Source organism: Shimwellia pseudoproteus, assembly GCF_016415625.1.
GTDB lineage: Bacteria > Pseudomonadota > Gammaproteobacteria > Enterobacterales > Enterobacteriaceae > Shimwellia > Shimwellia pseudoproteus.
This window is the reverse complement of the sequence record NZ_WBXP01000093.1, coordinates 1-5,728: the sequence shown is the minus strand read 5'-3', so window position 1 is coordinate 5,728 and position 5,728 is coordinate 1. Positions and strand designations below refer to the sequence as shown.

The 5,728-nt window shown below is 54.2% G+C and carries 4 protein-coding genes and 1 pseudogene; 4 read left to right on the top strand and 1 reads right to left on the bottom strand.

Annotated features, from left to right (window positions below; genetic code table 11):
- From F9C28_RS19665 to F9C28_RS19650, 4 genes and pseudogenes are all read left to right on the top strand, one after another.
- A pseudogene (locus tag F9C28_RS19665) lies at positions 1-1,304 on the top strand (hypothetical protein); the annotation flags it as partial.
- Positions 1,305-1,362: 58 nt separating this feature from the next.
- Positions 1,363-2,364, top strand: coding sequence for a SphA family protein (locus F9C28_RS19660; protein ID WP_199016936.1), 1,002 nt, complete (start codon positions 1,363-1,365; stop codon positions 2,362-2,364).
- A 103-nt stretch (positions 2,365-2,467) separates the two neighbouring features.
- A complete protein-coding gene (gene pheP, locus F9C28_RS19655; protein WP_332909437.1) occupies positions 2,468-3,844 on the top strand; it encodes a phenylalanine transporter in 1,377 nt (458 codons plus the stop codon).
- A gap of 442 nt (positions 3,845-4,286) precedes the next feature.
- The gene (locus F9C28_RS19650) at positions 4,287-4,526 is read left to right on the top strand and encodes a hypothetical protein (RefSeq protein ID WP_199016934.1); all 240 of its coding nucleotides are present in this window, start codon (positions 4,287-4,289) and stop codon (positions 4,524-4,526) included.
- A gap of 71 nt (positions 4,527-4,597) precedes the next feature.
- Here the strand turns inward: F9C28_RS19650 and hemB are convergent, their stop codons facing one another.
- Entirely contained in the window at positions 4,598-5,578 is a 981-nt protein-coding gene (gene hemB / locus F9C28_RS19645; protein WP_199016933.1) for a porphobilinogen synthase, read from the bottom strand.
- Between the last annotated feature and the right edge of the window lie 150 nt (positions 5,579-5,728).

Below are 5,728 nucleotides of genomic sequence, written 5' to 3'. Positions count from 1 at the left end.
TCGATGTGTTTGCGGGAAAAAAATCGGCCCAGATCCGCGAAATTTTAATCAGCGAGTCAGCTTGGGAAGAAATGACCTGCTTATTCGCACCTTCCTTAGGTAAATTACTGGCGCAAATTGCGTTCCGTACCGGGATGTCGAGCACCCTGACAGCGCGTTTTTTTGGCCTCGGGGTGGCCGGTTCGGCACTGGGCTCGTTTATTTTTTCTTTTCTGGTGCTGGGGTTTCTGGCGCTGGAAAATGCCCTGCTGTATGAGGGAACCCTGCTGATGTTTTCCCTACCGGATACCCTGGCCATGCGCTGCGCGATTTATGGTGGAATGACGCTGTGCTGGGTTCTGCTGGCGGTTTTCGGTATTAAGCTGGCGCTGCGTTCTTCTTTTCTGCTCACCATTATTACGCTGTTAATCACCGGGTTTTTGATTTACCAGATTATCGCCATTGACCACCAGGCCTTACACACGGTGCTGACCTACCCGGGTATTGTTCCCGGGGGATACTGGGCGAAGTTTGAAGCCGGGCTGGCGCTGATTGGCGGCACTGCCGGTACTATTGCGCTGGTGAGCGCTGATTTTGGCCGCTATAGCCGCAGCAGCCGGGATGTGACCATTCTTGCCGCCCTCGGCCCGCTGACCCAAAATGTGCTGACCCTGATCCTCGGGGCGCTGATTTTTATTGGCAGTCTGCCGCAGATTATTAGCTACCTGATGCTGCGGGACCCGTCACTGGATAATCAGGCCGCGGCGGCGGCGGCGCGCCATTTTGCCATGGGTAACACCGGTGCTTATTACGTCATCCTTGCCGGCATGCTGGGGTTTATCACCATCTATGCGGCCCAGGCAAAGGCCCAGGCCATTAATGCTTACTCGGGCTCTCTGGCGCTGGTGAATCTGGTGGATACTTTATTCCGCGTCCGGCCGGGCCGGGCGCTGATGGTGGTGGCCGGAAACCTGATTGCCCTGGGAATGATAGCCGGAGGGATCCTCGACCAGTTTGCGGCCTGGATAGCCTGGCTGGGCTGCCTGACCATGGCGCTGTGTGGCGTGATGATCGCGGATTTTTATCTGGTGCGCCGCCAGCAGTTGCCGGAACGGGTAGAGAACTGTAACTGGGCCGGGATCATCACCCTGCTAGTGTCCAGTGCTGTCGGGATCGGGCTGATTCAGAGCCACTGGTTCCCGGCCGGGTTCCTGGTCACGCTGTTGCTGGCGCTGGCGGGTTACCCCCTGTTGCGGCGGCTGTTACCCGAAGGCACGGCCACCCGCCAGGTGGGTGACGCCACTGCCCTGAAAGAAGCCCATTGATTGCCCTCACTGGCGGATCGGGTTTACCCCTCATGTTTGACTGACAGAGAACAACACCATGTTTGGATTTGCGATGGGCGCAGTGCGCCGGGCAGTATTCTTATTGCCGGTGATGTTGTTAATGGCGTTTTCAGCCAGTGCCGTAACGCCGACGGTGAATGAACCGGCGGGTATTAATAATGGCTACACCAGTTTTTATGATGGCTTCCCGGCGGCGGCCCCCGGTGGTTTTGCCTATTTAGGTTATTATCGTTATAGCCACGGTAACCAGTTAAAAGATAATAACGGTGATCGTATTCAGGCCTTTGGCAGTACCCGTATTGATAGCTGGGTAGCGAATAACCAGTTTTTATATACCTTTAACGACTCTTTGTTTGATAATGCCTGGCTGGGGCTGGATCTGATTATTCCCCTGGTCGGGTTTAATACTCATTTCGGCGGGCCCGCCAGCCTGAAGGCCAATAATGGTGGCATTGGGGATATTTTTATTGGCAGCTATTTGCAATATAAGCCGCTAATGAATGCCAGGGGGGAGCCTATCTTTGTGCATCGTTTTGAGCTCGGTTTTAATGTCCCCACCGGTCATTATGACAAACACCGGGATATTAACCCCGGGGCGAACCAGTGGGCGTTTAATCCCACCTGGTCAGTGACCTGGCTGCCGGTGCCGCAGTGGTCAGTGAACTGGCGTTTACAGTATCTGTTTAATTTTAAAAACCCCAGCCCCGCCAGCAGCCAGCCCCTCGACTGGCACGGTGAGAAGGTGCGCAACACCCAGGCCGGGCAGATGGTCTACCTGAACTTTGCCACCGCCTGGGAAGTGGTCCCTGACTGGCATTTAGGGATTAATGGCTACTGGCTGCGCCAGTTTACCGACGATAAAGTGAATGGCGATACCCTGAGCGGCTCCCGGGAGCAGGTGCTGGCCATTGGCCCCGGGGTGATGTGGAACTATTCTCGCCAGGATAAGTTCACCGCCAATGTTTATACCGAGACGGAAGTCCGCAACCGCAGCCGCAATAGCGCCATCGTCAACCTGCTTTATATCCACGCCTTTTAACCCCGCCCGGCGGTGAATAGTGAGGCGAGGGACCGCCTTAAGGTTGTTACGCAATGGCGAAAGTGTTACAACGTGCCCCTTTGAAACCATACAGGGGATGGACGTGAAACCGACGTCACCGCAACAGCAGCCCGATGAGGGAGCAACTGCCCTCCATCGCGGGTTGCAAAACCGCCATATTCAGTTAATTGCCCTGGGGGGCGCTATCGGCACCGGGCTGTTCTTAGGCATTGGCCCGGCTATTCAGATGGCGGGCCCGGCGGTACTGATTGGCTATGCCATTGCCGGTGTTATCGCATTTTTGATTATGCGCCAACTGGGAGAGATGGTGGTTGAGGAGCCGGTCTCCGGATCGTTCTCTCATTTTGCCTGGAAATACTGGGGGCCGTTTGCCGGCTTCTTGTCCGGCTGGAACTACTGGGTGATGTTTATCCTCGTTGGGATGGCAGAGCTGACCGCCGCAGGCATTTATATGCAGTACTGGTTTCCGCATATTCCCACCTGGATTTGGGCCGCGCTGTTCTTCCTTATCATTAACGGTATGAACCTGGTTAATGTGCGCCTGTATGGCGAAACCGAATTCTGGTTTGCGCTGATCAAAGTGGTGGCCATCCTGGGCATGATTGCCTTTGGCATCTGGCTACTGGTATCGGGTAACGGCGGCGAGCGCGCCAGTATTCATAACCTGTGGGATCACGGTGGTTTCCTGGCCATGGGCTGGAAAGGGCTGGTGATGTCACTGGCGGTGATTATGTTCTCCTTTGGCGGCCTTGAGCTGATTGGCATTACCGCGGCAGAAGCGCAGGACCCGCATGTGTCTATTCCCAAGGCCACTAACCAGGTGGTGTACCGTATTTTATTATTTTATATCGGTTCACTGGTGGTGTTGCTGGCGCTGTATCCCTGGGTGGATGTGCGTTCAGACAGCAGCCCGTTTGTGATGATTTTCCATGAGCTGGACAGCAATCTGGTGGCCTCGGCGCTGAATGTGGTGATTCTGGTGGCATCGCTGTCGGTGTATAACAGCGGCGTTTATTCCAATAGCCGGATGTTGTTTGGCTTGTCCCAGCAGGGCAATGCGCCGCATTTCCTGACCCGCATCAGCCGTCGCGGGGTGCCGGTTAACTCGCTGGCGCTGTCGGCGGTGATAACCTCGCTGGTGATTTTGATTAACTACCTGATGCCCCAGAAAGCTTTTGGGATGCTGATGGCGCTGGTGGTGGCGACACTGCTGCTTAACTGGATAATGATCTGTATTGCCCATCTGAAGTTTAAAGCCGGGATGCGGCGTCTGGGCCGGGATACGCGGTTTAAAGCGCTGTGGTATCCGTTTGGTAACTATCTGTGCCTGGCGTTTTTAAGCATGATTCTGGTGTTGATGCTTATCATGCCGGATACCCGGATTTCGGCGATTTTGCTCCCGTGCTGGGTGATTTTTCTATACCTGTTGTTCCGGTTGTATCGCCGCCAGCGTGCCTGATGGCTGGCGGTGCCGGTCTGCTGTCTGGGGCAGTGGGCCGGCATCACCCTTATGGCTAACGGCAACGGCCAGTCGCCCGGGGGGAAGGTGTTTTTTATTTCTTTTTGCTGCTGAAATAATTGTTTTATTCTGGCGGGTAATTATCAGAAAAAATAATATTCCAGGAAGAATTATTAGCGCCACAAAATAACATGCCTTTGCAATAAAGGATAATGTAATAAAACCACTTAGCATTCATAAGAATATCTTAATAGTTTACATATATTTTCTGCTTTTGCTTAAAAGTTATTTGTTTTGTCGGGTGGTGCTGAACTACAGTTGAAGACAGCCTTTGCAGTACATTGTAGTCACCGGGCGCCCTGTGAGTAATATCTGAGATGTATCTGACAATACGGATGCCAGCCAGCATTCCCTGGCGCTGTAACTTTTAGGGGAGAGTCTTATGAGTAAATTTAATGTACCTTGCCAGCAACATTCTGTACCCCCCCAGTTTATTGCTGATTCGAGTATTCTTGCCGCCATCAGACGTGATTTACAACAGCGTGGTGTCGACGCCACACCGGAGCATATTGTCGACGAGTTACAAAGGATTATCACCCGGGAGAGTAACCCGATAATGGGTGATATTTACCGGCAAACCCTGGCATGGGTTGTTAGCCAGCAAGAGGCCGCACACAGTTAACGGGCGATACCGTCAAGCTAAGACTGGTGATAGCACGAAGAAAAAGCCCGCCAATTGGCGGGCTTGGTGTTTCAGGAGAGGATATTTTTCTCTGCCAGATCGAGGGCAAAATAACTGAGAATAAGGTCCGCACCGGCACGCTTAATCGACCCGAGGCTTTCCAGCACCACGTTCTCTTCATTAATGGCACCCGCCAGCGCCGCGAATTTGATCATCGCGTATTCGCCGCTCACCTGGTATGCCGCCAGCGGCAGTTCGGTGCGCTCACGCAGTTCGCGCAGCACATCCAGATAGGCACCCGCCGGTTTCACCATCAGGCAGTCAGCGCCCTGGGCTTCATCCAACAGCGACTCGCGGATTGCTTCCCGGCGGTTCATCGGGTTCATCTGATAGGTTTTACGATCCCCTTTCAGGGCGGTACCGGCGGCTTCCCGGAACGGGCCATAGTAAGAGGAGGCAAACTTGGTGGAGTAGGACATGATGGCGGTATCGGTAAAGCCTGCGGCGTCCAGCGCCTGGCGAATGGCCAGCACCTGGCCGTCCATGGCGGCAGACGGGGCGATAAAGTCTGCACCGGCCCGGGCTGCGGTAACGGCCTGCTTACCAAGGTTTTCCAGGGTGAGATCGTTGTCGACACCGTTGTCACACAGCACACCGCAGTGCCCGTGGCTGGTGTATTCGCAGAAGCAGGTATCGGACATGACTATCATTTCCGGCACGGTTTCTTTGCAGATCCGCGACATCCGGGCCACCAGACCATTTTCATTCCAGGTGTCACTGCCGGTGGCGTCCAGATGGTGGGAGATCCCGAAGGTCATCACGGCGCGCACCCCGGCGCGGGCAATACGTTCGATTTCCCGGGCGAGGTATTTTTCCGGGATACGCATCACCCCGGGCATTGCCTCCACCGGTTTATAGTCGTCCAGCCCTTCTTCAACAAAGATAGGCAGCGCCAGATCATTGCGCGTCAGGTTGGTTTCTTCAAAGAGTGCGCGGATGGCGGCAGATTTACGCAGGCGGCGTGGACGATGAATAAGAGAAAAATCTGACATAGCATAGCTTCTTTTTTTGAAGGAAAGTTCCGGTTATCTTACTCTATCTGGGCGGGCTTTGTTGAATAAATCAGATTTCGGGTAAGTCTCCCCCGTAGCGGGTTGTGTTTTCAGGCAATACGCACACTTTCAGGCATACCTGCTTTCGTC